Genomic DNA, 25837 nt, shown 5'->3' with positions numbered 1-25837 from the left:
AGGCACTGTGGATACCCTTCACTACATCATGGATAACTGGAATACCCTGCTGACCCTGAGCTGGCAGCACAGCTGGCTGGTGCTGGTCGCGGTCGGACTGGCGATTGTCATTGGCGTGCCGCTCGGCATTCTGATTGTCCGGGTCCGGTGGCTGGCGGCCCCGATCCTCGGCATCGCCACCGTGGTGCTGACCATCCCGACCATTGCGCTGTTTGGTCTGATGATCCCGCTTTTTTCACTGATCGGTCAGGGCATCGGTGCGCTGCCCGCCATCACCGCTGTGTTCCTCTACTCCCTGCTGCCGATTGTGCGCAACACGCACACCGCACTGGAGAACCTGCCGGGCGGTCTGCGTGAGGCGGGTCGTGGTATCGGTATGACCTTCTGGCAGCGTCTGCGCTGGGTGGAGATCCCGATGGCGCTGCCGGTCATTTTTGGCGGCATCCGCACCGCCGTGGTGATGAACGTCGGCGTCATGGCGATTGCCGCCGTGATTGGAGCCGGCGGCCTGGGCCAGCTGCTGCTGGATGGCATCAGCGGCAGTGATATTCGCATGTTAATTGCCGGGGCACTGATGATCTGTCTGCTGGCTATTGTTCTTGACTGGCTGCTGCACCGTTTGCAGCAGGCGCTGACTCCTAAGGGGATTCGATAATGATCACGCTGGAAAACCTGACGAAAACCTTTACCCAGAAAAACGGTACCACCAACAAAGCCGTCGATAACGTCAGCCTGCATGTGCCAGCCGGTGAGATGTGCGTCCTCCTGGGGCCATCGGGCTGCGGAAAAACCACCACCCTGAAGATGATTAACCGCCTTATCCCTGCCACCAGTGGCCGGATTCTGATCAATGGCGAAGATACCAGTACACAGGACACCACCACCCTGCGTCGCAACATCGGCTATGTGATCCAGCAGATTGGACTGTTCCCGAACATGACCATCGAAGAGAACATTACCGTGGTGCCGCGCATGCTGGGCTGGGATAAGAAGCAGTGTCACGAGCGCGCGACCGAGCTGATGAGCATGGTGGCGCTGGACCCGACTAAATTCCTGCATCGCTATCCGCGAGAGATGTCCGGCGGTCAGCAGCAGCGCATCGGGGTGATTCGTGCGCTGGCGGCGGATCCACCGGTGCTGCTGATGGATGAGCCTTTCGGGGCGGTTGACCCGATTAACCGTGAAGTCATTCAGAACGAGTTTCTTGATATGCAGCGTCAGCTGAAGAAAACCGTAATGCTGGTGAGTCACGATATCGATGAGGCGCTGAAGCTCGGCGACCGGATTGCGGTGTTTGGTCAGGGTAAGATCGTGCAGTGCGCCAGCCCGGATGAGCTGCTGGCCACACCGGCGAATGATTTCGTCGGCTCGTTTGTCGGTCAGGACCGCACGCTGAAGCGCCTGCTGCTGGTGCAGGCGGGGGACGTTACCGATCAGCAGCCAACCATTACCGTGCGTCGTTCTACGCCGCTGGAGGAAGCCTTTGGCACCATGGATGAGAACGATATGCGCTCGATTACCGTGGTCGATGAGGATGGCAAACCGCTGGGCTTCGTGAAGCGTCGCGAGGCGCGCAACGTCAGCGGCCGCTGTGAAGAGCGCCTGCACACCTTTAAGGTGACCGGCAAAGCGGAAGAGAACCTGCGCGTGGTGCTGTCAAAGCTCTATGAACACAACACGGTCTGGATGCCGATTGTTGATGAGGAGGGTCGCTACAGCGGTGAGATTTCGCAGGATTATATCGCCGACTACCTGAGTTCAGGCCGCACGCGTCGTCGTCTGAATACGTAGACTCCTCTGTAGATGAAAGGGCCACACGGCCCTTTTTTGTTACCGTGGACAGGCCCGAATTAAACCGCAATAACGTTGCTTAAGGCGAAGGGAACAGGGTCAGAAGAGGAAAGCGTCCCGCGCCAGGGATGGCGCGGGCCGAGCCTGTCATGGATGACATCTTTTGCGTCTTTCCGATCTGACCCTGTTCCCTGCGCAGGTGCGATCTTACAGCAAGCCGGGCCACAGGCTGGCAACCCGTCCCGCTGGCGGATTCCTCTCAGCCGGTCATCCCTCCGTCAGCGTCTCCGCCTCAACCTCTTCCACCGTCCGCGCCTCATCCGGCAGCACCAGATTCAGCACAATGGCCAGGATGCCACCGGTAGTGACTGCATGACCAAACAGGCTGCCGATCAGCGGCGGGAACTGCTTCAGCACGTCCGGCACCGCTTCCACACCCAGCCCGATGCCGAAGGCGATCGCGACGATCAGCATCTCGCGGCGACCAAGCGGTGTCTGGGTCATCACCCGGATACCGGCCGCAACCACGCTGCCAAACATCACCACGGTCGCGCCGCCCAGTACCGGCGGTGGGATCTGCTGCAGCAGGGAGCCAACCGCCGGAAAGAGCCCCAGCAGCGCCAGCATAATACCCAGCAGCATTCCCACGTAGCGGCTGGCAACGCCGGTCATCTGGATGACACCGTTATTCTGCGCAAAGGTGGTGTTTGGAAAGGCCGAGAAAACCGCGGCCAGCACGCAGCTCAGGCCATCGGCGACAATACCGCCCTGCAGCCGCTGCTGGAAAGGCTTACCGGTGATCGGCTGTTGTGAAATCAGACAGTTGGCCGTCAGATCGCCCACCGCTTCAATCACCGCGATGACAGATACCAGCGCGATAGGCAGAAAGATGGTCCAGTCGAAGGCGAAACCAAAGCGGAAAAAGGCTGGCAGCACCAGCCAGCTGCTCTCCGGCGCGGCCTTCAGCTGCAGATGGCCGGTTAACGCCGCCGCCACACACCCCACGGCGATACCCGCGACCACGGCAACCAGCCGCGCCCAGCGGTTTCGCGAGCGGTTCAGCGCCACAATCACCAGCAGCGTCAGCGCACCCAGCGCCAGATTTCCCGGCGCGCCAAAGTCCGTGGCATTGTGACCGCCCGCCCAGTCGGTGATGCTCACTTTGATCAGGCTGATACCAATCAGCGTAATCACTGTGCCGGTGACGACCGGCGTCAGCACCTTACGCAGCGCGCCGACGCAGCGGCTGATGACCACCGGGATCAGTGCCGCTACCAGGTTACAGCCAAACAGCATCGCCAGAATCTCTTCAGGCGAACCGCCACGCCCCTTGATCATTAACCCACCCGACAGGATCACACCCAGAAACGCAAAGCTGGTGCCCTGCAGACAGATCATCCCGGCACCGACGCCATAAAAGCGCCGGGCCTGCATAAAGGTGCCCAGTCCAGAAACAAACAGGGACATGCTGATCAGATAAGGAATATAGGCCTGCAGTCCCAGCACCGAACCGATAATCAGCGGCGGAGTGATAATGCCGACGACGCTGGCAAGCAGATGCTGCAGTGCGGCAAAGAATGCCGGTACGGGACCAATGCGGGCTTCAAGCCCATATAACAAACCTTTCTCGTGCGAGTGCGACATGGTGGTGCTCCAGCTCTGTGTGGTTAGCGGAGTTAATGCATTTTCTGCGCCATCACGTCGGGGATTCGCGGTTAACGATCCAGGTCATTCAAATATAAGCGGAAATAGTTGCAGCAAACGGGTCGCGAGCCTGAAACTTTAGGCTCACAACCCGCTCAGATGACTTGTTTTGTTTCAGTATCAGGCGATCTTTGCACTCACAGCGTGCAGATCGGGCTGCTTCAGCAGAGAAATATCGATCCAGGAGGTCAGATCGCGCTGTTCAGGACGGGGCAGATAAGGAAGTTCACCCAGCAGCGGTGCCGCAATCTTTTCACGCAGCACCTCAATGATGTCACTGTAGTGCGCCAGCCCCGGATTGACGCGATTAGCCACCCAACCTACCAGCGGCAGGCCATCGTGCGCGATGGCTTCCGCGGTCAGCAGCGCATGACTGATGCAGCCCGACTGGATACCCACCACCAGCACAACCGGCAGCTGCTGTTCTGCGACCCAGCGCGAGAGCGGACGTCCGTCGTTCATCAGACTGCGCCAGCCGCCGGTGCCCTCCACCACCACCCGATCGGCCTGCTGCGTCAGATGTGTCAGACCCTGAGTCAGCCGGGAATAGTCGATCATCTGGCTGGGGTGGGTGCAGATCTCCTCCTCCTCAAACACCAGCGGATTAATCGCCTCATAAGGCAGGTCGATGGATGAAGCGCTTTGCAGAACCTGTGCATCTTTGTTACGCAGGCCATCAGCGGTTTTGACCGCGCAGCGCGCGACAGGCTTATAGCCGACGGCAGTGACGTTGCTCTGAATAAAACATTGCAAAAGGGCGCGGGACACCACCGTTTTGCCTGTAGCCGTATCGGTGCCGGTAACAAATAGTCTGTTCACTCCACTTCTCCTCTCAAAGCGTTGCGGCTAATCGGTGATTAGCCCTGCTGCGAAACGGCATTTTAAGGAATCCAGAATGAGAACAGATTGCGTTAGCGCAAGTTCAGGCCCGCTTAACCTTGCAACAGTTTTACTAACAGGTGTCCGTTATAGAGAGCGTCTTTGATCAGCGCGGCGGCACCGAGTGTGCCCGGTTCGCTGAATTCGGTGGGGGCCAGCTGAATGCCCGCACTGTAGGCAGGCAGGGACTGCTGCAGAATAGTGTTGCTCACCGCCGGAAACAGCACCTCTGCCGCCGCATTCAGCGGAGAACCGATAAGAATATGTTGTGGATTAAAAATATTAACCATCATCGCCAGAATCCGGCCTGCATGATGACCGACGCTGGCTATGGTATCGCGCGCCAGGCGATCGCCCGACAGGGCGGCCTCACATAATGATGACAGCGTCAGCTCCTGACGATTAAGCAGGCTGTCGGGCTGGGCCGCCAGCCGCTGCGCCGCCAGCGCCAGCAGACTGCCGGTGCTGGCGACCGTCTCCAGACAGCCGTGGTTGCCGCAGTAGCACTGCTGACCATAAGGATCGATTTGCGTATGGCCGATCTCGACCAGCGCCCGTCCCCGCTTATGCAGCAGCTGGCCGCCGCTGATCACTCCGGCTCCGACCGTTTCATCGATCACGATCTGAATCACATCCTGCGCGCCGCGCGAAGCGCCGAACAGCGACTCCGCCAGCGTCCAGGCGGAGATATCGTGCTGCACAAACACCGGCAATCCCGTGTGCGCCCCCAGCGCATCGCCCAGCGGCATATCACGCACCTGATAGCCCGGCAGCCGATGCACCACACCTGACGCGGCGTTAATCAGCCCCGGCAGCGTGATGGCGATGGCCGTCAGACGCTCCAGCTTTTTCTGATGACGGATAAAGAAGGCATCCACCTGTTCAATCAGAGCGGTCAGCAGCGGCTGAGCGGATTCATCGGGCAGCGGCAGGCTCTCTTCGGCCAGCGCCTGACTGCTGAGATCGCGCAGCGTAAAGGTCATGGCACCGCGATGCAGACGAATGGCCAGATAGTGCCAGGCCTCCGTGTCCAGAATCAGCCCGATGGCCGGACGGCCCCGACTGCCGGGTTCCTGAAACTCCGTCTCCTGCACCAGATGCGCGTCCAGCATTTCACGCACAATTTTTGTGATGCTGGCTGGCGCAAGCTGGGCACGGCGGGAAAGTTCGATACGCGAAATGGGACCATAACGGTCAATCAGCTGATATACGACACCTGCATTGGTCTGCTTGATCTGGTCAATATGGCCAGGTTGACTGTCCGGATTCACAACCCTGCTCCCGGTTATTTTCGCGCTTCTAAATAAACATGCGCCATGGTGAGGCAGATCAGGCAACAGCGTCAAATATTTGATTAGAAATGTGATTTATCGCACATATTGGCCTCTGTCAAAGCGTGCTTCCGGGCCGGTTTTCCCGCAGTAGCGCCATCATATTCGCCATCGGTGCGGTGATTTCGCGGCTGGCTGACCAGACCAGCCACAGCTCTGAAATGGCATCCTCTTCCGTCAGCGGCAGCCAGACCAGATCGGCCAGCTGCGCCCGGCGGAAGGAGGCGGGCAGGATGGAGACGCCAAGACCGGTTGCCACCAGCCCCAGAATGGTCATCGCTTCCCCCACTTCCTGCGTGATATAGGGCTGGATCTGATAGCGATGCAGCAGCGCCAGGATATCGCTGTAGAGCGCAGTTCCGCCCTGGGCATCAAAGAAGACGAAGGGTTCGGCGGCCAGCGCGGTGACGGAGATCGCGCCGGCATCGGCCAGCGGATGCGCTTTGTGCACCACCGCACACAGCGGCTCGCTCATCAGCAGCTGATGCGCGAGATCGGCGGGCAGCGGCGTGTTGCGCATTACGCCAAGATCGAGCCGCCCCTCATGCAGCGGGGCCAGCTGCTGGCGGGTATTAATTTCCTGCATCTGAATATGCACCTGCGGCCAGCGCTGGCGAAAGCGAAACAGCGCGTCGGAGACCACCGCGGTAAAAGGCGCCGAGGAGGTGAACCCGATTCGCAGCCCGCCCTCTTCTCCCCGGTGCAACCGGGCTGCCCGGTCGGCCGCCTGCTCAACCTGCAGCAGGATGGCGCGGGCATCGTTCAGCAATTGCTGTCCGGCAGCGGTCAGCTGAACGCTGCGGTTGGTCCGGTTAAAGAGTCGGGCGCCGGTTTCTGCCTCCAGTTGCAGTATCTGCTGACTGAGTGGCGGCTGGGAGATGTTCAGCCGCCGGGCCGCGCGCCCGAAATGGAGCTCCTCGGCCACCGCAATAAAATAGCGCAGGTGACGCAACTCAATATTCATATCTGAAACGTCTCATTTAAGATTATTAATATATTAGACATCATAATGATGCCCGCCTAAGCTGACGACAGGTTTTTTTACCCTTAAAGGAAAGTGTGTGAGTCACTCAACAGAGGCCGCCGCGGTAAATGACGAGGCGGGTCGTGTGCCTTCAGAACCGGTGGCTGCGTCAGGTTATATCCGTCGGGGTTCGCGGCAGTTTATGCGCGTGACGCTGGCGCTCTTCTCCGCCGGTCTGGCGACCTTTGCCCTGCTCTATTGTGTCCAGCCGATCCTGCCGGTGCTCTCGCATCAGTTTGGCATCTCACCGGCAACCAGCAGCCTGTCACTCTCTATCTCAACCGGCCTGATGGCGCTGGGCCTGCTGGTGACCGGGCCGCTTTCGGATGCTATCGGCCGCAAATCGGTGATGGTAACAGCCCTGATGCTGGCCGCCATCTGCACGCTGATCTCAGCCACCATGAGCAGCTGGCACGGCATTCTGATCATGCGGGCGCTGATGGGGCTGTCGCTCAGCGGGGTGGCGGCGGTGGGCATGACCTACCTCAGCGAGGAGATGGATGCGCGGGTCGTCGCCTTCTCTATGGGGCTCTATATCAGCGGAAACTCTATCGGCGGCATGAGCGGGCGTCTGCTGAGCGGTGTGCTGACCGACCTCTTCTCATGGCGGATCGCCGTGGCGGTGATAGGGCTGTTTTCGCTGGCTTCGGCGCTGATGTTCTGGAAGATCCTTCCCGCGTCACGTCATTTCCGCCCCATCACGCTGCGTCCGCGCAACCTGCTGATTAACTTCCGGCTGCACTGGCGCGATCCTGGCCTGCCCTGGCTGTTTGCCGAAGGGTTCCTGCTGATGGGTGCCTTTGTCACGCTGTTTAACTACATCGGCTACCGGCTGCTGGATGCCCCCTGGCATCTGAGTCAGGCCGTGGTCGGGTTGTTGTCGGTGGTCTATCTCACCGGCTCGTGGAGTTCGCCGAAAGCGGGTGCGCTGACCAGCCGACTGGGACGGGGACCGGTGATGCTGGGTGCTACCGCCATTATGCTGCTGGGACTGCTGATCACGGCGTTCAACTCGCTCTGGCTGATCCTGCCGGGGATGATGCTGTTCACCGCCGGTTTCTTTGCCGCCCATGCGGTTGCCAGTGGCTGGATTGGCCCGCGCGCACGCCGGGCGCGCGGCCAGGCCTCATCGCTTTACCTGTTCAGCTATTACGTGGGTTCCAGCGTCGCCGGGACGCTGGGCGGTCTGTTCTGGCATAACTTTGGCTGGCACGGCATCACGCTGTTTATCAGCACCCTGCTGCTGCTGGCGTTGCTGGTGGCCTGGCATCTGCACCGCAAAAAGCTCTGAGTTTCCTCTCTCTGCCAGGCCCGGATGGCCTCACCAGGCCTGGCAGCACAACACGCTGACTGTCGCTCATCCTCTTCGCTGAAAATCCCCCGCGAAAAAACCCCACAATTCCCGCTATAATCGGTTTTATTGAATCATTTCATCTGCTTTGCCTCTTAACACGGCAACAAGGAACGTCTGTGGCTCTCTACTACTACGTCAATAAACAATCGGGATATAACGATAATCATGTGGTGCATGCTGCTGGCTGCCCGCATCTTCCCGACATGGAAAACCGACTGTTTCTGGGCAGTTTTTATCACGTCAATGCCGCCATTCTTCAGGCAAAAAAATATTACGTGGGGGCTATCGGCTGTGAGAACTGCTGCCCGATTAATGCCAGCCACCTGCCGGAGACGCCGCTCAGCGTCGCCCAGAAACATACGCCGGGGTCACGCTAAGCTGTCGGATGGTGTCGGCGTGAAATTTACTTACCGCTGCGCTAATTTGTTAAGCATCAGCGCCGTTTTCCGTTATGTTACTCTTCCTGACTCTTTTTGATGGAAAGCACGATGCGGGATAAGTTTGCGCGTTCTCAGATCGCCCTTCACTGGCTGACTTTTTTACTGGTCGTGACAGCCTACGCCACCATTGAGCTGCGCGGCTTTGTGCAGCGCGGCTCCTGGCAGGGGTACGCCATGATCATCACCCACTTCAGCGCAGGTGCGACCGTTCTGGTGCTGATGATCGCCCGCCTGTTTCTGCGTACCCGTCATCGCACGCCACCCATTACGCCAGCCGCGCCGCGCTGGCAGACCGGGGTGGCTCATCTGACGCACACCCTGATCTATGCCCTGTTTATCACCCTGCCGATCCTCGGCCTGTCGTCGCGCTACCTCAAGGGGCGGGAGTGGTGGCTGTTTGGCATCAGCATGCCGGTTGCACCGGAGCCCAATTTTGACCTGGCGGATATGCTGATCGACTGGCATGAAACCCTGGCACCGCTGGGATACTGGCTGATCGGGCTGCATGCGGCGGCGGCGCTGTTTCATCACTATCTGCTTAAAGACAATACCCTGCTGCGCATGATGCCGCCTCGCCGCGATCAGTAATCTCATCCCGTCGCCCCTGAACGGGGCGATAAAAAAATTTCCGCCCTAAAAGCCGGTTATCAGGTTTCGCTTCCCGCTTTATTCACTACAATGGTCTGTAATTTGTGACGCAGGTCACTTTCGCTGGATGTCTGCCACATCCGAATTCGCTGTACTGACAGATTTGACACCTCATGCAACCAACAACTGTTTCACGTAAAACTGCCTGGCTACGCGTGGTCTTGCTGGCCATCGCGGCTTTTGTATTTAATACCACCGAATTTGTACCGGTGGGTCTCCTTTCGGACATTGCGGCTGACTTTTCCATGCAGACGGCGGATGTCGGGATCATGCTCACGATCTACGCCTGGGTGGTCGCGCTGCTGTCACTGCCGCTGATGCTGCTGACGCGCAACGTGGAGCGGCGACTGCTGCTGGGAGTACTGTTTACGATCTTTATCGTCAGTCACGTTCTGTCGACCTTCGCCTGGGACTTTCGGTCGCTGATGGTTTCACGCGTCGGCATCGCCCTCTCTCACGCGGTGTTCTGGTCGATCACGGCTTCACTGGCTATTCGCGTGGCCCCGGCCGGAAAGAAAACGCAGGCGCTGAGTATGCTGGCGACCGGAACCGCACTGGCCATGGTGCTGGGGGTGCCGATTGGCCGCGTGGTGGGTCAGTATCTTGGCTGGCGAACCACCTTCGGCGCGATTGGCCTGTCGGCACTGGTACTGATGATCATGCTGGTACGGATACTGCCGCGTCTGCCCAGTGAACACACCGGCTCACTGAGCAGCGTGCCGATGCTGTTTCGTCGTCCGGCGCTGGTCAGCATGTATCTGCTGGTGACCATTGTGGTGACCGCGCACTACACGGCTTACAGCTACATCGAGCCCTTTATGCAGAGCGTGGCGCAATCCAGCGGCAATTTCACCACCCTGCTGCTGCTGCTGTTTGGCTCTGCGGGTATTCTGGGCAGCGTGCTGTTCAGCACCCTGGGCAATAAATTCCCTTCCGCGCTGCTGATTGCCGCGATTGCGCTGATTACCCTCTGCATGGGACTGCTGATCTTTGCTGCGGTTCGTCCGACGGCGATCGCTATTCTGTGCATCGTCTGGGGCATGGCGATGATGATGATTGGACTGGGTATGCAGGTGCGGGTGCTGTCTCTGGCGCCGGATGCAACGGATGTGGCAATGTCACTCATGTCCGGCATCTACAATATCGGCATAGGCGCAGGCGCGCTGCTGGGAAGCCAGGTCAGTCTCTATCTGAATATGTCGGAAGTCGGCAACGTCGGGGGGATGATCGGTCTGGTGGCGTTACTGTGGTGTGTCTATATTTTTCGCCGTTATCCTCAGCTTCGCAGTAATGGCTAAGACCGGCGCGGAGAGGATAAAAAAAGGCTTCAGATAAGCAGGTTATCTGAAGCCTGTTTCTCTTATTTATAGAGAATGGCGGTGCCATGCAGGTTGTTGCTGCCAGAGGTCGAAGTGATGCGGAAAGACTTTGCACCCGCATCGCTGGCCTTTTCTGACAGTTGCTGCTCAAGCGAGGTCAGATTGCTGCTCCCCGTCGCGCTGATGACGCCCACGCGTTGCTGATCAAGAGGCGTGCTGCTCACCTGCTGCGCCGCCACGCTGGCGAATGAGAGGCCGCTGAGCAGGGCCGCGGCCACTATCATGCTGATACGTTTCATAACGAACCCCTTCTTCATTTTCTGCCGGATGCCCGGTTACTGATAAATCACAGCCGTGCCGTGCAGTTTGTTCTGACCGCTGGTTGAGGTGATGCGGAACGATTTCGCACCGGCTTCATCCGCTTTGGCGTTGAGCTGCGCTTCGACTGAACTCAGGTTGGTGCCGCCCAGCACAGAGATGGTGCCGACAGGCTGCTGATTAGCCGGTTCGCTGGTAACCAGGTCAGCGGCAGACGCGCCAAAAGTCAGTGTGGTGAGTGCCAGAACAGCCAGGGTAGTTTTGATGGTTTTCATAATCTTCTCTCTTTTCAGTGATCGTGTTCAGTGGGTCTGAAATCGGTTGTCGCTATTTAATTAACGACCGTTAAATAAATGATAGCCCCCGATCAGGCTGGCCGTCAATATTTATTTAATGAGCGTTATTTTAATCGCGAAGTGGCGTGATTATGGGCTTCAGCCCCTTTTCTGACTTAACCATAGGGGCGATAAAACCGGGCTGGCGCACAAAATGGCAACCCCAGAGGACGGCCTGCCTCTCCGCCCTTGCACATTTTTATAATGATCGGTAATTTAATAGAGTGTTCCCCAGTCAGAGAGGATGTATGAGTCAGGTTCAGGATTGCGATACCCGGAAATGCCGTGGCCGTCCCAAAGTGTTCGATCGTGAAGCTGCGCTCGATAAGGCACTGACCCTGTTCTGGACCCACGGGTACGAAGGCACCTCGCTCGCCGATCTGGTGGCCGCAACCGGTGCTAAAGCACCGACGCTCTATGCGGAGTTCGTCAATAAAGAGGGATTGTTCCGCGCCGCAATGGAGCGCTATGTTGAGAAATTCAGCGCCTGGCGTGACGCGGCACTGGGCGATGATAAGCTGGCGGTCTCTGAGGCGGTAGAGGCCTATTTCCGCGCTACCGCGGCCTGCTTTACCGAACGCGATTCGCCCGGCGGCTGCTTCTTTATCTGCACCTCAAGCGCCCTGTCGGCGGCTTCCGCGGATATTGCGGCCATGCTGCAAGAGCAGCATCAGTCACAGGAGCAGGTTTTAAAGGATTTCCTCTGCTCGCGTCAGCAGCGTGGTGAACTGGGAGAGTCAGTGGACATTGCTGCGCTGTCGCGCTATCTGAGCTGTCTGCTTCAGGGCATGTCAGTGCGGGCGCGGGAGGGTGCGGAGCGCACAGACCTGGAGAGTATTATCGATACGCTGATGGCGATGTGGCCTACCCTGACAGGACTGTGTCAGGCTCAGCGGTAAGATTCAGGGCGGGATTCCCGCCCTGTTGCACGTTCAGCTGAGAAAGAAGACCGGCCGGAGCGGCTGACTGATAGGACTGTTGTCCGCATGAGAGGGCATCAGATCCTTCATGGAGGCCCACCAGCGCTGACAGACCGCCGTTTGCGCCACCGCGTTCCAGCGCGCTTCCGATTCAATCTCCACGCTGGCAAAGAGCAGATGCCGCTCCTCATCCAGCCAGATGGCGTAATTACGGGCACCATGTGCTTTCAGCGTTTCAGCCAGTTCGGGCCAGATAGGTGAGTGACGACGCTCATACTCTGCATGGCAATCCGGATTGACCTGCATCACAAAGGCTTTACGCAACATGGGCAGGCCCCGCATCCAGTGCTGGTTGCCAGGGCGTGACACCAAAACGTTTACCCAGCGCGACCAGCTGTTCTGTGGTGATGCTCTGACGTATCCCGCCCATCGACAGCACCTTAACCATCACTTCAGATGATTTCTCGGCGGTGTCAATCAGCCCAAACGTCTCATCGAGCGTCGGGCCGGTGCCAAAGACGCCGTGGAACGGCCACATCACCAGCGTGTGCGACTGCATCTGCGCCGCCGTCGCGGCGCCGATCTCATCGGTGCCGGGCACCATCCAGGGCAACACGCCCACGCCATCCGGGAAGACCACCAGACACTCGGTGCTCCCCTCCCACAGCAGGCGGGTAAAGCGCGCCGAATCCATCTCAACCACATAACTCAGGGCCATAAAGTGGGTGGCATGACAGTGCATAATCACCCGATCTCTGCCGCCGCTGACCGCCTTGCGCACCGCATGCGACTGAAAATGTGACGCCAGCTCCGAGGTCGGCAGCCCGCCGTTGACCAGCCCCCAGTGAATTTTGCAGGAGAGCCCCTGGCTGTCGACCTGCAGCAGTGCCAGGCAGTCCGCGGGGTCCAGCTGAACGTTGCGCATAAATTTTCCCGACCCGGTCACCAGAAACCAGTCGTTTGCCAGCGCCGGGGCGGGCTGACTCAGCTCGAAACAGCGAGGCTCCTGGCAGAAATCAGCCCTGTAGGGACTCACCTCCTCCTCACTCAGCCGTAGGCTGACGTTGCCACCATTGCGTTCATCCCATCCCTTCAGCCACATGTCGCTGGTTGCCTTAACCATTCCCTTTACAAACTCTGAAGCAAGAATGCTTTGCATAATGAAATCCCTTAACGTTGGCTCAAAATCTGCTGTTCATAATGGCGCACATCACTTAACCAGCTGGCGTCAGCCGGAACGTCATGACGCAGGCACCAGGCTTCCCACACCGCCTGCCACGGCAGGGATTTCTGCTCTTCCAGCCAGACCAGCCGCGCGGTGTAATCTCCGCCATTCTCAGCCTGACGCAGACGATCGGTCGGCTCCAGCAGGGCGCGCAGCAGCGCCTTCTGGGTGTTGCGGGTGCCGATAACCCAGGCCGCAATCCGGTTTATCGACGCGTCAAAGAAATCGAGGCCGATATGCACTTTGTCGAACAGCTGGTGACGGACGATCTCACTGGCAATAGCCTGCGTTTCATCATCTAGCAGCACCACATGATCGCTGTCCCAGCGCACCGGACGGCTGACGTGCAGCAGCAGGCGCGGCACATAGAGCATGGCGGCGGAGATCTTGTCGGAGATCACCTCGGTAGGATGGAAATGGCCCGCATCCAGGGTCAGTGCCGTCTGACGGCTGGCGGCGTAGCCGAGATAAAACTCATTTGATCCCACGGTGTAGCTCTCTGCGCCGATACCGAACAGCTTGCTCTCTACCGCATCGATGTGATGCTGCGGGTTGAGTTTTTCCGCAATGACCTCATCCAGTGCGCTCATCAGACGCTGACGCGGCGCCAGCCGGTCGACGGTAATGTCCTTCATGCCGTCCGGTACCCAGATGTTCATCACCGAGGGCGTGCCCAGCTGCTCACCAAAGTGGGCGGAGATGCGGCGACTGGCTTTGCAGTGGTCGATCCAGAACTGGCGCACGGTTTGATCGCTGTGCGACAGCGTAAACCCGTCAGCACTGAGCGGATGTGAAAAGCAGCTGGGGTTAAAATCGAGCCCCACGCCCCGTTCCCTGGCCCATTCGACCCAGCGCGCGAAATGCACCGGCTCAATAGCGTCCCGCTCAACCGGCCTGTCGCTCTCCAGATAGAGTGCATGCAGGTTCAGGCGCTTGAGGCCGGGGATCAGCGACATCGCCTTATCGATATCACCGCGCAGTTCGCTGGCGTTGCGTGCACGTCCCGGATAGTTGCCGGTCGCCTGAATGCCGCCGGTGAGGGCGGCCTGCGGGTTTTCAAATCCCCGCACATCGTCGCCCTGCCAGCAGTGCATGGAAACCGGGATTGTGTCGAGCTGGCGAATAGCCTGTTCAGCATCAACCCCAATATCGGCATAGCGTTGTTTAGCCAGTTCAAAGGCCTGTTCTGTCTGCTTAGTCATAAGCGGGTTCCTCTGCGGGTTGACTCAGCGTCGCGAAGCGGGCCTGACTGGCCGCGAAGACGTCTGAAATGTGTGGTTCGAATGTTTCGAGGGGGAAGGTGTTCATCACGCAGTTGCGGAAATCGGCGACATCCGTCAGTTCGCCGAGGGCAATCAGCTGGCAGCCGACGTTACCCAGCGTGGAGGCCTCTACCGGCCCGGCCAGCACCGGAATCTCACAGGCATCCGCACAGAGCTGATTCAGAAAACGATTCTGGCTGCCACCGCCGACCACATGCAGCCGGGTGAAGGGCTTCCCGCGCAGCGCGGCGAGTTCGCTGATGACCTGACGGTAGAGCAGCGCCAGGCTGTCAAAAATGCAGCGGGCCAGCGCAGCGGCGGATTGCGGCACGGGCATGCCCTGCTCTGCGCAGGCTTTCTGAATCTCGCTGACCATGTTGTCAGGATTGATAAAGCGCGGATCGTTGGGGTTAATCAGCGAAAGACAGGCGGGCTGACGGGCGGTCTCAGCGATCAGCGCACAGAGGTCGTCAATCTGCCGTTCAGCACAGAGACGCTGCAGCAACCATAAACCCATGATATTTTTCAGGACGCGATAGCCTTCAGCGCCGCCTTCGTTGGTAATATTGGCGCGCAGTGCCGCCTCGCTCGCATAGGGTTGCAGGCTTTCAAAGCCCATCAGCGACCAAGTGCCGGAGCTGAGATAGGCGGCATCCTCCTGCAGCAGCGGCGTGGCCAGCACTGCGCTGGCGGTGTCGTGGGTGGCCACCGCAATGACCGGCACCGCCTCGCCCCGCTGACTCCGCCAGTGTCCCACTGTGTTGCCCGGCGCCTGCGGCTGACCGAACCAGCCTGCCTCAATTCCCGCCCAGCCAATTAAATCGCGATCCCACTCGCCGCTGTGAATATTGAGCATCTGGGTGGTGGTGGCGTTGGTGTACTCCCAGTTGAGGTTGCCGGTCAGGCGGAAGTGCAGGTAATCCGGGATCATCAGCGCATGTGCCACTCGCGCCTGCCAGTCAGGCTGCTGCTGATGCAGGGCGCGCATCTGATAGAGCGTATTGAAAGGCAGAAACTGAATGCCGGTTTTTGCATAGATGGCGCTGTGGCCCAGCTCCTGCTGCGCCTGCGCCATCAGGCCGTGGGTGCGTGCATCACGATAGCTGACCGCTTCACCCACCGGCTCACCCTGCGCATCCAGCAGCACCATATCCACGCCCCAGGTGTCGATGCCGATACTGTCCGGCACGATCCCCTCCTCAACAGCCTGCTCCAGCCCGGCACGGATCGCCTGCTCCAGCATCGCCAGATCCCAGCAGTCATAGCTGGCACGACGCAGACGCCGGTTTTCAAAACGGCGGATTTCACGCAGATCCAGCTGGCGCTGCGCGTCATCCCAGCGGGCGAGCATGACCCGGCCGCTGGATGCGCCGAGATCGATAGCAATGATATTTCGCCTGGTCATGGTGGCTTTTCCCTGTGATTAAGTGGTCACAGAGTAAAAATCGGGTCGCCTGAACACCTTCCCGGCAGTGCCAGCGGCCGGGGTGCCCTGGCAGACCTGCAAAGAATGTCGTGAGAGAGATCACAGAGGCAGCAGTGAGCACGATGTGACCCCTGCCGCAAATCTGTTAACTACCGGGGATTTCTTGAAAAATCAGCAGGATTCCTGCTGAGACGTGCTGAAAATTCAAGGTAAGGTAACGGCGTCCTGATTAGACTGCGTTGCAGTTTTGTTAATCAGTGAGGGACGATCATGACTCTGTTGCACAGTGCGGATTTTTTTCCTGACGGCGATTACGCGATTGCGATTGAACCCCGCATTCCCCAGGCCCCCTTTCCGGAGCATCATCATGATTTTCATGAAATCGTTCTGGTTGAGCACGGCGCCGGGATTCATGTGTTCAATGGTCAGCCACAAACGCTCTGCGCCGGCTGTGTCTGCTTTGTCCGCGATCACGATCGTCACCTTTATGAACAGACGGATAACCTCTGCCTGACCAATGTGCTCTATCGCAGCCCCGGCGCGTTCCGTTTTCTCTCCGGATTGCAGGCGCTGCTGCCGTGCGAACGGGATGGGGATTATCCTTCTCACTGGCGCATCAATCAGAAGGTGATGGCGCAGGCCCTGAGTGTGGCAGCGCAGATGCAGCAGCACGAGGCCTGGTCACTGGACAGGCAGGCGCGGCAGGAGCAGCTCTTTTTACAGCTGCTGGTGCTGTTACGTGAAGCCTGTCGTGATGGCGGTCGTCAGGATCAGGAGGCGCGGCTGCATCGCCTGCTGGACTGGCTGGCGGATCATTACAGTGACGAGATTGTCTGGGATGAACTGGCCGACCGTTTCTCTCTGTCGCTGCGAACGCTGCACCGACAGATGAAGCAGCAGACCGGCAGTACCCCGCAGCGTTATCTGAACCGTCTGCGCCTGTTACAGGCGCGTCACCTGCTGCGTCACAGCGATCTGCGCATTACCGACATCGCCTTCCAGTGTGGATTTGGAGACAGCAACCATTTCTCTACCCTGTTCAGGCGCGAATTTGGCTGCGCCCCGCGAGCGGAGCGCCAGCAGATGAGGTAAAGGAGCCGACTATGGCGTTGATACTCAGTCGTGATGACTATTTTCCCGCCCCCAGTTTACCGGTGGCGGTTGCCGAAAGGATGCCACAGCCCTCTTTTCCGCCGCACCGACACGAGTTCAGCGAAATCGTCATCGTCTGGCGCGGTAATGGCCTGCACGTCCTCAACGATCGCCCCTGGCTCATCACCTGCGGCGACCTCTTTTTTATCCGCGACAGCGACTGCCATAGCTACGACAGCGTTAACGATCTGGTGCTGGATAACATTCTCTACTGCCGCGACCGCTTTGGTCTGGCGCTTGACTGGGATAGCCTGCTGCCGCCACAGGGCCCCGAAGCCCCTGGCTGCTGGCGTCTGACCACCCGCGGTATGGGGCTGGCGCGCGGTGTGATCAGCCAGCTGGAGCGTGAAAGTCGCAAGAGCGATCCCCTGTCGGTTCAGCTCTCTGAAGCCCTGTTTCTGCAGCTGGTGCTGATTCTGCGGCGTCACGGCTACGCCGCCGATCGCCCCTGGGTTCTGCCGGAGGGGGAACAGCTCGATCTGCTGATGTCAGCGTTGCAGGGGGCGATTTCCCGGCCGTTTGATCTGGCAGCGTTCTGCCAGCAAAACCAGCTGAGCGAACGGGCGCTGAAACAGCTTTTCCGTCAGCAGACCGGGATGACCATCGGCCATTACCTGCGTCAGTTACAGCTCTGTCAGGCAAAATATCTGCTGCGAACGCAGGCGTGCCTGATCAGCGAAGTGGCGGCCCGCTGCGGCTTCGATGACAGTAACTATTTTTCCGTGGTTTTCACCCGTGAAACCGGCCTCACGCCCAGTGCCTGGCGTCAGCGATTTCTCCCCTCCGGGCCAGCGCTGAAAAGCGCCGAACCGGAATAACACGGGCGTCAGACCAGAGCGCTGAATACCGCAGCGCAAAAGTACAAAGCGCAGGGAACAGGGTCAGAGGAGGAAAGCGTCCCGCGCCAGGGACGGCGCGGGCCGAGCGGCCATGGATGGCTTAAGCGACTTTCCGATCTGACCCTGTTCCCTGTGCAGGCACGATCTAACCGCCTGAGAACACCCGGAACGAGCCTGTCAGACATGCCCGTTCTCCTCCGCGCCGCAGGATGCCTGCGGCTTACGCTGCCATACCCAGCCCAACGATGTTTGCCGCGATGATAATGACCACGCAGCCAATCGATAACACACTGACCGGGCGGCGGCCCGCTGACTTCCACTCTTTCAACAGCAGGCCTACCAGTCCCCCGCACAGCACATACAGGCTCATGTGCAGCATCCAGCTGACATAGTCATACTGCGGCGGGATTCGGGCGTGGCCCCAGGCGTAAAAGAAAAACTGCAGATACCACATGGTGCCGCCAAGCACGGCGAACGCGGTATTAGCAATAAGCAGCGGCCTGGCGACGGAAAAGTCCCTGCGAACTGACAGATCGGGTCGGGTAGCCAGCCGCCAGAAGCAGAAGCCCAGGTTCACCAGCGCCCCACCGCCCATGATGATCACATAGCTGGGTAACGCCACATAGAGCGGGTCGATCCCCAGATTCGCGGCGGCCTGATGCATCGGCTTCGCGGCATCCATCGCAAAGGACATCCCCGCCGAGAAGATGCCGCACATCACCGCCAGCAGCAGACCCTTTCTGAGATTAAACTCTTCGGCGTTGATCCCCAGCGCCCGCTCCTTCAGCAATCCGGCACGCGACACAATCCCGACGCCAGCCAGGGCCACCAGCACGCCCAGTAAGGTCAGCCGCCCCCCCGCAGAGGCAAATAACTCGCCAAAGCGCCCCTGCAGCAGCGGCGTCATCAGCGTGCCGACCACCAGCGTAATACCAATCGCGATGCCGATGCCCATCGACATGCCGAGATAGCGCATGGTCAGTCCGTAGTTGATATTACCGATGCCCCACATCGCGCCGAAGAGAAACACGGGTGTCAGCTGCGACAGCGTGAAGCTGCTGTAATAAGCCCGGAAGTCGGGCAGCAGAATGGCACTGACCGCCCACGGCAGGATCAGCCAGGAGATCAGGCCCCCCACCGACCACATGGTTTCCCAGGACCATCGTTTTACCTGCTTAAACGGCGCGTAGAAACACGCGGCGCTGGCAGCGCCGACAAAATGCCAGAAAATCCCCGCAATAATGGCACTGTTCATTGTTATTCCCCGGTTTAGTTGAGGTCTGTCGGAAAGCGCTCAGCTTCCGCTCAGCAGGCAGTCTACGGTTTGCATCGATTCCTCAGCCTTTGGATGAATGCCGGAAGCCCGCACGGAGTGGCAATATTGACCCGATGCTGCTGTCAGGGATCACAATTCTGCAGTTGTCAGAGGCCGGGCTGCCTGAACGGGTAAGTGACTTATAATTCACTGTTTTTCCCCTTTCTGCTGTGTGGCGCAGCACAATTCCCGCGTCACTGCCATGCACGCCAACCGCGTGGCAGAGGCGCAAAGAAGCCTTTCATTCCCATCTGCAAGGTCGTATACACTGGGGAAAATTGATCGGTTCAGGGTTCAGGATGACGACTAAGTGGTTAACACTGTTTCTTTCGCAGGCAGTCAGCCGGGTGATGCTGGATGACATCCGCGCGATAGTGCCTGCTGAGGCGCTAAAGGTGTTTGTGAATGGCATGGATGAAGCCCACTACGCCACCATCGAATGTATACAGGCGGAGCAGCACTGCGCGCTGATCGCCTCCGCGATTGTGGTCTGGCGTCAGCTGGGGCATATCGAGCATATTCTGTATAAGAAGGGAGAGGTGTTAAGGGAGGAGACGGAGGCCACGCAGTTTCAGCTCTTTACGCTGCTGAAAACCCATCGCGCAGTGCTGCAGATCTCATGATAAGATTGCGCCCCCATAGTGCTGTTTGCAGCAGGTAGAGTATGAGAATTGGCATCCTGTTTCCGATCGCCATCATTGTGGCAGGCGTCGGCTTTCTGGCGTGGTTTATCGGCAGCGGTCTGGCCATGCCAGGCTCGTAACGGCTAAGGCAGCAGCGTGACGCGCGCTGCCCGTCCCCCGGCGTGGCCGACTACGGGTCACGGTTAGCGCAGCTGACTGTCTTTACTGCCCCGACGGTTGTATAAACTGCTGGTCTGCTGCTGTTTATCGATTTTTTCCTGACAGGCTACGCAGTAGCGTACCCCTTTCAGCGCCTGGCGGCGGGCTTCAGGAATCGGCTCGCCACAGAGTTCACATTCGGTCGCGCTTTCGCCATGACCGAGCGACTGCCTCACCCGCTCGATGCCATCATTGACGGTGCTGTCAATCTGCTCCTGTACTGCGCCTTCTGACGCCCATCCGTTAGCCATGATACACCCCCTTTTTTCATTACATTGCTTCTATAAATCTACAACATATTGACGTTTTTGCCGCAGAGCAGCGCACTATCTGTCACTGGCTGCCAGCCAGATGCCGCCACTGGCACTCAGCATAAGGTCATCCGCCCGCATCTGCTTCACCCTGCCATCACATTAGTGCAACGTGTCGATAGCGGAGAGTTAAGTAAATGACAACACATCATCAACATTACATTAATGGCCAGTTTGTCGGTTCGCAGGGTGACCAGTGGATTGAGGTGATCAACCCGGCCACCGAGGCGTTGCTGTCACGCATCCCCCAGGGAAGTCGTGAGGACGCCCGTCTTGCCATCCGCGCGGCAGAAGCCGCTCAGCCGGACTGGGAGGCGCTGCCTGCGGTAGAGCGTGGTCTCTGGCTGCATAAAATCGCCTCGGCCATCCGTGAGCGCGAACCGGAGCTGACGGCCACGATTGTGGCCGAAGGCGGAAAAACGCAGGGACTGGCGAAGACCGAAGTGCTGTTTACCGCCGACTATCTCGATTACATGGCGGAGTGGGCGCGGCGTTATGAAGGCGAAATCATCAACAGCGACCGACCCGGTGAGCATATCTTCCTGTTCAGAAAGGCGATTGGGGTGACAACCGGGATACTGCCGTGGAATTTCCCCTTCTTCCTGATCGCCCGTAAAGCCGCACCTGCCCTGATCACCGGCAACACCATCGTCATTAAACCCAGTGAGCTGACGCCAAACAATGCGGCGCTCTTCGCCGATATTCTGCAGCAGACAGGCCTGCCCGCTGGGGTGATCAATATCGTCTATGGTTTCGGGCAGGACGTGGGCCAGGAGCTGGCGGCAAACCCGAAAGTCGGGCTGGTCAGCCTGACGGGTAGCGTCGGTGCCGGCATCGCCACCATGCAGGCGGCAGCACAGAACGTCACCAGCGTCTCCCTGGAGCTGGGCGGTAAGGCCCCGGCGATTGTCATGGCGGATGCTGACCTGGAGCTGGCCGTGCGCGCCATCGTCGCTTCGCGAATGATAAACAGCGGCCAGGTCTGTAACTGCGTTGAACGGCTCTATGTGCAGGAGGCGATTTATGACCGCTTTATCAACGCGCTCACGGCGGCTTTTCAGCAGGTGACCCTGGGTGACCCCGCCGAACAGAGCGATATTGATATGGGGCCGCTGATCAGCGCTGCGGCACGGGATCGGGTTGAGCAGAAGGTGGCAGAGGCGGTCGCCGCAGGTGCCAGCGTAGTGCTGGGTGGCCGGCGCGCCGGCGAGAAAGGCTTTTTCTTCCAGCCCACGCTGCTGACCGGGGTTCGTCAGGAGATGGCGATTATGCAGGAGGAGATATTCGGGCCTGTGCTGCCAGTGATGAGCTTTAAAACGCTGGATGAGGCGATAGCCCTGGCGAACGACTGCCAGTATGGGCTGACCTCTTCCCTCTATACGCAGGATCTCAATACCACGCTCTACGCCCTGCGTAAGCTGAAGTTTGGCGAAACCTATGTTAACCGTGAAAATTTTGAGGCCATGCAGGGCTTTCATGCCGGATGGCGCAAATCGGGCATTGGCGGTGCTGATGGTAAACATGGTCTGGAGGCCTATCTGCAGACCCATGTCGCCTACCTGCAGGGCCATTAACAAAACGGGCCGCACAGGCGGCCCGCTTAATCTTTCTGTTCGCGACTCACTGACTGATGTCGACCGGATAGAAGATGTGTTTGCCAAAGGGATCGACCTGATAGCCGCTGACCGATTTGCGCACCGGCTCGAAGATCGTCGAGTGCGCAATCATCACCGCGGGCATCTGGTCATGCATCATCTGCTGCGCCTGCAGATAGAGTGCGGTGCGTTTGCCCTGATCCGGTTCGGCACGCGCTTCGGTAATTAACTTTTCAAATGGCTGATAGCACCATTTCGACGAGTTAGACCCGCCCTGTGCCGACGTGCAGCTGTAAAGCGGGCCAAAGAAGTTATCCGGATCGCCGGTCGCAGTGGTCCAGCCCATAAGTGCCGCCTGATGCTCGCCGCTGCGTACCCGTTTCAGGTACTCGCCCCACTCGTAGCTGACGATGCTGGCTTTGATGCCGACTTTGGCCCAGTCCGCCTGAATCATCTCCGCCATGCGGCGCGCGTTAGGGTTATAGGGGCGCTGCACCGGCATCGCCCAGAGCGCGATCTCCGTGCCCGGTTTGACCCCCGCCTGCTGCAACAGGACTTTGGCCTGCTCTGGATCGTAGTCGTAATCTTTCAGATCCTTGTCGGCGCTCCAGACGCCCGGCGGCAGGATATTTTTTGCGACCGTGCCGGTGCCTTTGAAAATCGCCTCGATGATGGCCGGTTTGTTAATGGCCATCGCCAGCGCCTGGCGCACTTTGACATTGTCGGTGGGAGCTTTAGTGGTGTTAAACGCCAGGAAACCGGTGTTCAGTCCCGCCTTCTGTTCCAGGGTGATATCGGGGTTAGCGCGCATCTTCTCCAGATCGGCGGGATTAGGGAACGGCATCACCTGACACTCGTTCTTCTCCAGTTTGGCATAGCGCACGGAAGCATCCGGCGTAATGCTGAACACCAGCCGATCAATCTTCGCCTTGCCCTGCCAGTAGTCCGGAAACGCCTTGTAGAGAATGCGAGAATCCTTCTGATACTGCACCAGCTCAAACGGGCCGGTACCAATCGGATTCATATCCACCTTCTCCGGCGTCCCCGCCTTCAGCATGGCATCGGCATATTCGGCTGAGTGGATCGAGGCGAAATACCAGGCGAGATCGGCCAGAAACGGCGCTTCAGGATGTGAGAGCGTAAAGCGGACGGTGTGATCGTCCACCCGGTCGATGCTTTTGATCAGGGTGGAGAGTTCCAGACTTTCAAAGTTCGAGTAGGTGCCGCCAGAGACGTTGTGGTAGGGGTTTTTCGGGTCCATCTGGCGCATAAACGAGAAAATTACATCATCGGCGTTAAAGTCGCGGCTGGGTTTAAACGCCTTATTACTCTGAAACTTTACGTTCTGCCGCAGATGGAAGGTATAAACCTTTCCGTCAGGGCTGATCTCCCAGCGTTCAGCCAGACTGGGCACCAGCTCGGTGGTGCCGGGGGTGAAGTCCACCAGCCGGTTGAACACCGGCACGGCGCTGGCATCCACACTGGTCCCGGAGGTGTAGAGCTGAGGATTGAAGTTTTCTGGCGAACCTTCAGAGCAGTAAACCAGGGTTCTGGCGTTCACGCTGCCAGCCAGCGCGACGCCTGCCGTCATCAGCGCTAAGGTGGCTATCTTTGTTTTCATTATCATCCTCGCTTTGTATTGACTTCTGGTGGGCACAATATCTAAATGAATCATTCAGATGCTTCATTGATAGCACGATTCGGCACCTTAGCGAACCCTACCTGTAGCTGACTAATAAGGAATAGTGATGACAGACAAACCTGAGTCGCAGCTCACCGAACGTTTTTTCCGTTACCTCGCCGTCAGCAGCCAGAGCGATGCTAAATCCACCACCCTGCCCAGCACACCGAGCCAGCACGCCATGGCTGCCCTGCTGGCGGAGGAGCTGCGTGCGCTGGGACTGGACCAGGTGGTGGTGGATGAACATGCCACCGTGACCGCCGTGAAGCGCGGCAACCGCCCTGACGCGCCACGCATCGGCTTTATTACCCATATCGACACCGTTGATGTCGGTCTGTCGCCCGATATCCATCCGCAGATCCTCACCTGGCAGGGCGAGGATCTCTGTCTCAACGCACAGCAGGATATCTGGCTGCGCCGCGATGAACATCCGGAGATCGCGCCCTACATCGGTGAGCCGGTGATTTTCAGCGACGGCACCAGCGTGCTGGGCGCAGACAACAAAGCCGCCGTGGCTGTGGTGATGACGCTGATGGCAAACCTCAGCGGCGACCATGGCGATATCGTGGTGGCCTTTGTGCCGGATGAGGAGATCGGCCTGCGCGGGGCGAAAGCGCTGGATCTGGAAACGCGCTTTAACGTGGACTTTGCCTGGACCATCGACTGCTGTGAACTGGGCGAAGTGGTCTATGAGAACTTCAATGGCGCCGCCGCAGAAATCGTGTTTACCGGCGTGCCGGCGCATCCGATGTCGGGCAAAGGGGTGCTGGTAAATCCCCTGCTGATGGCGCACGACTATATCAGCCTGTTTGACCGCCAGCAGACCCCGGAGCATACCGAAGGACGTGAAGGCTATATCTGGTTTAACGAGATTCAGGCCAACGCCAGCCGGGCGACCCTGAAAGCCTCCATCCGCGATTTTGACCTGACCCGCTTTGCGGCACGCAAAGAGCAGTTAGAAGCGGCAGCCAGGGATATTGCGGCGCGTTATCCGACCGGTGAGGTCAGCATCACCATCAGCGATATTTACAGCAACATCAGCAATGCGCTGGGTGAGGATCGGCGGGCGATCGATCTGATCTTCACGGCCTTTGCCGCGCTGGAGATTGAACCCAAAGTGATCCCGATGCGCGGAGGAACGGACGGCGCGGCCCTCTCGGCCAAAGGCTTGCTGACGCCGAACTTCTTTACCGGCGCGCATAATTTCCATTCGCGCTTTGAGTTTCTGCCCATCTCCTCGTTTGTGAAGTCCTATCAGGTCGCGGAGAAACTCTGCCATCTGGCGGCAGAGTAAAGCGGAAAACCGGGCGCATTTCGCGCCCGATTAAGGTCAGGGTTTCGCGCTGACATCAATGCCAGGGAAATACTTCTCCGCCAGCTTTTTAATGGTGCCATCGCTCTGCACTTTGGCAATTGCCGCATCCAGCGACTGTTTCAGCTGGGTGTCATCCTTACGCAGTCCGTAGCCGATGCCGGAGCCGAGAATCGCGTCATCCTCGACCGGTTTGCCGACAAAGCCGAAACCTTTGCCCTGTGGCTTATCGAGAAAGCCGGACTGACCGGCAGCAGACATCACCAGCGTGCCGTCAAGACGCCCCGCGACCATGTCGTTGTAAACCTGGTTCTGATCCTGATAAGAGGTCACCGTCACGCCCTGCGGCTCCCAGTGCTTCTTCGCGTAAGTTTCCTGAATGGACCCCTGCAGAACCCCGATATTTTTGCCCTTCAGACCGTCAGCGGTCGGGGCCAGATTCTCGCCGGTCTTCGCCACTAACATTGTCGGAATACGGTAGATGGGCTGGGTAAAGGCGATGCTTCTGGCGCGGGCTTCAGTAATGTTCATCGCCGAGTTAATCGCGTCAAACTTCTTTGCCTGCAGCGCCGGGATCAGCGCATCAAAGCTGCTCTCAACCCAGTGGCAGGTAAATTTGCCCGCCTGACAGATTGCATTACCCAGCTCAATATCAAAGCCTTCGAGTTCGCCCTTTGCGTTGCGACTTTCAAACGGGGGATATTGTGACTCCACGCCGTAACGTAAATCCTGTGCCAGTGCCTGTAGCGATGTCATCATGCCCAGAGCGAGGAAAAGCGCGTTAAGTTTCTTCATTATTAGCCCCGAAAAGTAT

At 58.6% G+C, this 25837-nt stretch carries 27 protein-coding genes; 13 read left to right on the top strand and 14 right to left on the bottom strand.

What is annotated here, in order from left to right:
- The first annotated feature begins 7 nt into the window (after positions 1 to 7).
- Positions 8 to 655 carry an osmoprotectant ABC transporter permease OsmW gene (gene osmW, locus F3I47_RS01280; protein WP_009090139.1) on the top strand — a complete coding sequence of 216 codons (648 nt, stop codon included), beginning with the start codon at positions 8 to 10 and terminating at the stop codon, positions 653 to 655.
- Positions 655 to 1791, top strand: coding sequence for an osmoprotectant ABC transporter ATP-binding protein OsmV (osmV, locus tag F3I47_RS01275; RefSeq protein WP_009090137.1), 1137 nt, complete (start codon positions 655 to 657; stop codon positions 1789 to 1791). Before osmW ends, osmV begins: the two co-directional genes overlap by 1 nt.
- Before the next feature lie 267 nt (positions 1792 to 2058).
- Here the strand turns inward: osmV and F3I47_RS01270 are convergent, their stop codons facing one another.
- From F3I47_RS01270 to F3I47_RS01255, 4 genes are all read right to left on the bottom strand, one after another.
- The gene (locus tag F3I47_RS01270; RefSeq protein ID WP_150029564.1) at positions 2059 to 3435 is read right to left on the bottom strand and encodes a uracil-xanthine permease family protein; all 1377 of its coding nucleotides are present in this window, start codon (positions 3433 to 3435) and stop codon (positions 2059 to 2061) included.
- 180 nt (positions 3436 to 3615) lie between these two features.
- Entirely contained in the window at positions 3616 to 4314 is a 699-nt protein-coding gene (gene bioD / locus F3I47_RS01265; RefSeq protein WP_150029563.1) for a dethiobiotin synthase, read from the bottom strand.
- Positions 4315 to 4427: 113 nt separating this feature from the next.
- The gene (locus F3I47_RS01260; protein WP_150029562.1) at positions 4428 to 5645 is read right to left on the bottom strand and encodes an ROK family protein; all 1218 of its coding nucleotides are present in this window, start codon (positions 5643 to 5645) and stop codon (positions 4428 to 4430) included.
- A 118-nt stretch (positions 5646 to 5763) separates the two neighbouring features.
- On the bottom strand, positions 5764 to 6669 hold the full coding sequence (locus F3I47_RS01255; RefSeq protein ID WP_009090131.1) for a LysR family transcriptional regulator: 906 nt from the start codon (positions 6667 to 6669) through the stop codon (positions 5764 to 5766).
- A gap of 202 nt (positions 6670 to 6871) precedes the next feature.
- Between F3I47_RS01255 and F3I47_RS01250 the strand changes: the two genes are divergently transcribed.
- From F3I47_RS01250 to F3I47_RS01235, 4 genes are all read left to right on the top strand, one after another.
- Positions 6872 to 8020 (top strand): MFS transporter, encoded by a 1149-nt coding sequence (locus F3I47_RS01250; RefSeq protein ID WP_276047097.1) that lies wholly within the window; start codon positions 6872 to 6874, stop codon positions 8018 to 8020.
- Positions 8021 to 8199: 179 nt separating this feature from the next.
- On the top strand, positions 8200 to 8460 hold the full coding sequence (locus F3I47_RS01245; RefSeq protein WP_009090129.1) for a hypothetical protein: 261 nt from the start codon (positions 8200 to 8202) through the stop codon (positions 8458 to 8460).
- 111 nt (positions 8461 to 8571) lie between these two features.
- Positions 8572 to 9111 carry a cytochrome b561 gene (gene cybB, locus F3I47_RS01240; RefSeq protein ID WP_150029560.1) on the top strand — a complete coding sequence of 180 codons (540 nt, stop codon included), beginning with the start codon at positions 8572 to 8574 and terminating at the stop codon, positions 9109 to 9111.
- A 173-nt stretch (positions 9112 to 9284) separates the two neighbouring features.
- Positions 9285 to 10469 (top strand): sugar transporter, encoded by a 1185-nt coding sequence (locus tag F3I47_RS01235; protein ID WP_009090127.1) that lies wholly within the window; start codon positions 9285 to 9287, stop codon positions 10467 to 10469.
- 62 nt (positions 10470 to 10531) lie between these two features.
- Here F3I47_RS01235 and F3I47_RS01230 read toward each other — a convergent pair whose 3' ends face one another.
- Both F3I47_RS01230 and F3I47_RS01225 read right to left on the bottom strand, forming a co-directional pair.
- Positions 10532 to 10789, bottom strand: coding sequence for a YdgH/BhsA/McbA-like domain containing protein (locus F3I47_RS01230; RefSeq protein ID WP_009090126.1), 258 nt, complete (start codon positions 10787 to 10789; stop codon positions 10532 to 10534).
- A 36-nt stretch (positions 10790 to 10825) separates the two neighbouring features.
- Positions 10826 to 11083: a DUF1471 domain-containing protein gene (locus tag F3I47_RS01225; protein WP_009090125.1), complete on the bottom strand. Its 258-nt coding sequence runs from the start codon at positions 11081 to 11083 to the stop codon at positions 10826 to 10828.
- Between the two features lie 308 nt (positions 11084 to 11391).
- On the opposite strand from F3I47_RS01225, the gene F3I47_RS01220 reads away from it, so the two are divergent.
- A complete protein-coding gene (locus tag F3I47_RS01220) occupies positions 11392 to 12042 on the top strand; it encodes a TetR/AcrR family transcriptional regulator (RefSeq protein WP_150029559.1) in 651 nt (216 codons plus the stop codon).
- 33 nt (positions 12043 to 12075) lie between these two features.
- Here the strand turns inward: F3I47_RS01220 and rhaM are convergent, their stop codons facing one another.
- From rhaM to rhaB, 4 genes are read right to left on the bottom strand one after another with little or no spacing between them, the layout of a single operon-like run.
- On the bottom strand, positions 12076 to 12390 hold the full coding sequence (gene rhaM / locus F3I47_RS01215) for an L-rhamnose mutarotase (protein WP_150029558.1): 315 nt from the start codon (positions 12388 to 12390) through the stop codon (positions 12076 to 12078).
- Positions 12380 to 13222, bottom strand: coding sequence for a rhamnulose-1-phosphate aldolase (gene rhaD / locus F3I47_RS01210; RefSeq protein ID WP_140925414.1), 843 nt, complete (start codon positions 13220 to 13222; stop codon positions 12380 to 12382). The genes rhaM and rhaD overlap by 11 nt, the downstream gene beginning before the upstream one ends.
- An 11-nt stretch (positions 13223 to 13233) precedes the next feature.
- Complete coding sequence (locus F3I47_RS01205; protein WP_150029557.1) at positions 13234 to 14490, bottom strand: L-rhamnose isomerase; 1257 nt, start codon at positions 14488 to 14490, stop codon at positions 13234 to 13236.
- Entirely contained in the window at positions 14483 to 15955 is a 1473-nt protein-coding gene (gene rhaB / locus F3I47_RS01200) for a rhamnulokinase (protein WP_150029556.1), read from the bottom strand. Before rhaB ends, F3I47_RS01205 begins: the two co-directional genes overlap by 8 nt.
- A gap of 291 nt (positions 15956 to 16246) precedes the next feature.
- Here rhaB and rhaS point away from each other — a divergent pair, with 291 nt between their 5' ends.
- Together rhaS and rhaR are read left to right on the top strand one after the other, a co-directional pair.
- The gene (gene rhaS, locus F3I47_RS01195) at positions 16247 to 17068 is read left to right on the top strand and encodes an HTH-type transcriptional activator RhaS (RefSeq protein ID WP_150029555.1); all 822 of its coding nucleotides are present in this window, start codon (positions 16247 to 16249) and stop codon (positions 17066 to 17068) included.
- An 11-nt stretch (positions 17069 to 17079) separates the two neighbouring features.
- On the top strand, positions 17080 to 17946 hold the full coding sequence (gene rhaR, locus F3I47_RS01190) for an HTH-type transcriptional activator RhaR (protein WP_046101868.1): 867 nt from the start codon (positions 17080 to 17082) through the stop codon (positions 17944 to 17946).
- A gap of 241 nt (positions 17947 to 18187) precedes the next feature.
- Here rhaR and rhaT read toward each other — a convergent pair whose 3' ends face one another.
- Entirely contained in the window at positions 18188 to 19222 is a 1035-nt protein-coding gene (gene rhaT / locus F3I47_RS01185; protein WP_009090114.1) for an L-rhamnose/proton symporter RhaT, read from the bottom strand.
- Positions 19223 to 19581: 359 nt separating this feature from the next.
- On the opposite strand from rhaT, the gene F3I47_RS01180 reads away from it, so the two are divergent.
- Both F3I47_RS01180 and F3I47_RS01175 read left to right on the top strand, forming a co-directional pair.
- The gene (locus F3I47_RS01180; protein ID WP_058957917.1) at positions 19582 to 19905 is read left to right on the top strand and encodes a hypothetical protein; all 324 of its coding nucleotides are present in this window, start codon (positions 19582 to 19584) and stop codon (positions 19903 to 19905) included.
- A gap of 41 nt (positions 19906 to 19946) precedes the next feature.
- Positions 19947 to 20045, top strand: a complete 99-nt coding sequence (locus tag F3I47_RS01175) for a YoaK family small membrane protein (RefSeq protein ID WP_008925225.1) — start codon at positions 19947 to 19949, stop codon at positions 20043 to 20045.
- 63 nt (positions 20046 to 20108) lie between these two features.
- On the opposite strand, the gene F3I47_RS01170 is transcribed toward F3I47_RS01175, so the two are convergent.
- Entirely contained in the window at positions 20109 to 20375 is a 267-nt protein-coding gene (locus F3I47_RS01170; protein ID WP_009090111.1) for a DksA/TraR family C4-type zinc finger protein, read from the bottom strand.
- 197 nt (positions 20376 to 20572) lie between these two features.
- Here F3I47_RS01170 and aldA point away from each other — a divergent pair, with 197 nt between their 5' ends.
- The gene (aldA, locus tag F3I47_RS01165) at positions 20573 to 22009 is read left to right on the top strand and encodes an aldehyde dehydrogenase (protein ID WP_150029554.1); all 1437 of its coding nucleotides are present in this window, start codon (positions 20573 to 20575) and stop codon (positions 22007 to 22009) included.
- A gap of 46 nt (positions 22010 to 22055) precedes the next feature.
- Here the strand turns inward: aldA and F3I47_RS01160 are convergent, their stop codons facing one another.
- Positions 22056 to 23651, bottom strand: a complete 1596-nt coding sequence (locus F3I47_RS01160; protein WP_009090108.1) for an ABC transporter substrate-binding protein — start codon at positions 23649 to 23651, stop codon at positions 22056 to 22058.
- A gap of 127 nt (positions 23652 to 23778) precedes the next feature.
- Between F3I47_RS01160 and pepT the strand changes: the two genes are divergently transcribed.
- The gene (gene pepT / locus F3I47_RS01155; RefSeq protein WP_046101872.1) at positions 23779 to 25005 is read left to right on the top strand and encodes a peptidase T; all 1227 of its coding nucleotides are present in this window, start codon (positions 23779 to 23781) and stop codon (positions 25003 to 25005) included.
- Positions 25006 to 25041: 36 nt separating this feature from the next.
- Here the strand turns inward: pepT and F3I47_RS01150 are convergent, their stop codons facing one another.
- Positions 25042 to 25818 (bottom strand): ABC transporter substrate-binding protein, encoded by a 777-nt coding sequence (locus F3I47_RS01150; RefSeq protein WP_046101873.1) that lies wholly within the window; start codon positions 25816 to 25818, stop codon positions 25042 to 25044.
- Between the last annotated feature and the right edge of the window lie 19 nt (positions 25819 to 25837).

It is taken from the genome of Pantoea sp. M_10, from assembly GCF_008631515.1.
Taxonomy (GTDB): Bacteria; Pseudomonadota; Gammaproteobacteria; order Enterobacterales; family Enterobacteriaceae; genus Pantoea; species Pantoea anthophila.
Note: the sequence above shows the minus strand (reverse complement) of the source record. Positions and strands in the feature narration are given on the sequence as shown.

Bases quoted from the DNA above. Each gene is read 5' to 3' on its own strand.
- F3I47_RS01230 (WP_009090126.1), bottom strand. From the start codon at position 10,789: ATGAAACGTATCAGCATGATAGTGGCCGCGGCCCTGCTCAGCGGCCTC.
- F3I47_RS01255 (WP_009090131.1), bottom strand. From the start codon at position 6,669: ATGAATATTGAGTTGCGTCACCTGCGCTATTTTATTGCGGTGGCCGAG.
- osmV (WP_009090137.1), top strand. From the start codon at position 655: ATGATCACGCTGGAAAACCTGACGAAAACCTTTACCCAGAAAAACGGT.
- F3I47_RS01235 (WP_009090127.1), top strand. From the start codon at position 9,285: ATGCAACCAACAACTGTTTCACGTAAAACTGCCTGGCTACGCGTGGTC.
- rhaD (WP_140925414.1), bottom strand. From the start codon at position 13,222: ATGCAAAGCATTCTTGCTTCAGAGTTTGTAAAGGGAATGGTTAAGGCA.
- F3I47_RS01250 (WP_276047097.1), top strand. From the start codon at position 6,872: ATGCGCGTGACGCTGGCGCTCTTCTCCGCCGGTCTGGCGACCTTTGCC.
- F3I47_RS01150 (WP_046101873.1), bottom strand. From the start codon at position 25,818: ATGAAGAAACTTAACGCGCTTTTCCTCGCTCTGGGCATGATGACATCG.
- rhaM (WP_150029558.1), bottom strand. From the start codon at position 12,390: ATGTTGCGTAAAGCCTTTGTGATGCAGGTCAATCCGGATTGCCATGCA.
- F3I47_RS01205 (WP_150029557.1), bottom strand. From the start codon at position 14,490: ATGACTAAGCAGACAGAACAGGCCTTTGAACTGGCTAAACAACGCTAT.
- rhaS (WP_150029555.1), top strand. From the start codon at position 16,247: ATGACTCTGTTGCACAGTGCGGATTTTTTTCCTGACGGCGATTACGCG.
- F3I47_RS01225 (WP_009090125.1), bottom strand. From the start codon at position 11,083: ATGAAAACCATCAAAACTACCCTGGCTGTTCTGGCACTCACCACACTG.
- F3I47_RS01270 (WP_150029564.1), bottom strand. From the start codon at position 3,435: ATGTCGCACTCGCACGAGAAAGGTTTGTTATATGGGCTTGAAGCCCGC.
- F3I47_RS01220 (WP_150029559.1), top strand. From the start codon at position 11,392: ATGAGTCAGGTTCAGGATTGCGATACCCGGAAATGCCGTGGCCGTCCC.
- aldA (WP_150029554.1), top strand. From the start codon at position 20,573: ATGACAACACATCATCAACATTACATTAATGGCCAGTTTGTCGGTTCG.
- F3I47_RS01160 (WP_009090108.1), bottom strand. From the start codon at position 23,651: ATGAAAACAAAGATAGCCACCTTAGCGCTGATGACGGCAGGCGTCGCG.
- F3I47_RS01170 (WP_009090111.1), bottom strand. From the start codon at position 20,375: ATGGCTAACGGATGGGCGTCAGAAGGCGCAGTACAGGAGCAGATTGAC.
- F3I47_RS01180 (WP_058957917.1), top strand. From the start codon at position 19,582: ATGACGACTAAGTGGTTAACACTGTTTCTTTCGCAGGCAGTCAGCCGG.
- rhaR (WP_046101868.1), top strand. From the start codon at position 17,080: ATGGCGTTGATACTCAGTCGTGATGACTATTTTCCCGCCCCCAGTTTA.
- pepT (WP_046101872.1), top strand. From the start codon at position 23,779: ATGACAGACAAACCTGAGTCGCAGCTCACCGAACGTTTTTTCCGTTAC.
- F3I47_RS01175 (WP_008925225.1), top strand. From the start codon at position 19,947: ATGAGAATTGGCATCCTGTTTCCGATCGCCATCATTGTGGCAGGCGTC.
- rhaB (WP_150029556.1), bottom strand. From the start codon at position 15,955: ATGACCAGGCGAAATATCATTGCTATCGATCTCGGCGCATCCAGCGGC.
- cybB (WP_150029560.1), top strand. From the start codon at position 8,572: ATGCGGGATAAGTTTGCGCGTTCTCAGATCGCCCTTCACTGGCTGACT.
- rhaT (WP_009090114.1), bottom strand. From the start codon at position 19,222: ATGAACAGTGCCATTATTGCGGGGATTTTCTGGCATTTTGTCGGCGCT.